General features: G+C 68.2%; 1 protein-coding gene. It reads left to right on the forward strand.

Annotated elements, in window-relative coordinates:
* Positions 1-23: 23 nt before the first annotated feature.
* On the forward strand, positions 24-1,060 hold a 1,037-nt coding region (locus FLV34_RS39350), incomplete at its 3' end, for an extracellular solute-binding protein (RefSeq protein ID WP_261986087.1).

Raw genomic sequence — 1,060 nt, forward strand, 5'->3', positions numbered from 1 at the left:
CGCAGTGCGGGACCCAGGCCGGGGTGACCATCAAGCGGACCGGCTACGACACCACCGACCTGACGAACAAGGCGTTGCTGGCGGCCCAGCAGGGCAACTCGCCGGACGTGCTGATCGTGGACAACCCGGTGGTCTCGACGCTGGCCGAGGCCGGCGTGCTGACCTCGACCGACGAGACGAAGATCGACACCTCGGCCGCCTCGCCGAACCTGCTCGCCGCCGGGCAGCTCGAAGGCAAGACGTACGGCATCCCGATCGGGGCCAACACCCTCGCCCTCTACTACAACAAGGACGTGCTCAAGAAGGCCGGGGTGGACGCCGACGCGGTGAAGGACTGGGCGTCGCTGACGGCGGCGCTGGAGAAGGTGAAGGCGGCGGGCAAGAAGGGCATCACGTTCGCGGGCATCGGCACCGAGGAGGGCAGCTTCCAGTTCCTGCCCTGGTTCTGGGGCGCGGGCGCGAACCTCACGAAACTGGACTCGTCCGAGGGCGTCTCCGCGCTGTCGCTGTGGGCCGACTGGGTGAAGAAGGGCTACGCCCCCACCTCGGTCATCAACAACACGCAGACCACGAGCTGGCAGGAGTTCGCGACCGGTGACTTCGCCTTCGGCGAGAACGGCACCTGGCAGCTCGCCAACGCCAAGAAGACCGGCTTCGACTACGGCATCATCCCCATCCCCGCCAAGGACGGCGGCACCGCGCCCGCTCCGACCGGCGGTGAGTTCGTCACCATTCCGGTCCAGAAGGACGCCGCCCGCTACGCGACCTCCCAGAAGCTCGTGAGCTGTCTGACCAGCACGGACAACTCGCTGACCACCACGACCACGCTGTCGTACATCGCGCCGACGGAGGACGTGCAGGCCAAGCAGGTCGAGCAGAACGCCGAGCTGAAGGTGTGGGTGGAGGCGGTCAAGGCGGCCAAGGGCCGCACCAGCGACAACCTCGGCACGAAGTATCCGAAGATCTCCGAGCCGATGTGGAAGGCGATGCAGGCCGCGATGAGCGGGTCGCAGTCGCCGCAGGAGGCGCTGACCGCGGCCCAGGCCACGGCGGCGAGCGC

Origin of the sequence: Microbispora sp. CSR-4, from assembly GCF_008033685.1 — a bacterium.
Classification (GTDB): domain Bacteria; phylum Actinomycetota; class Actinomycetes; order Streptosporangiales; family Streptosporangiaceae; genus Microbispora.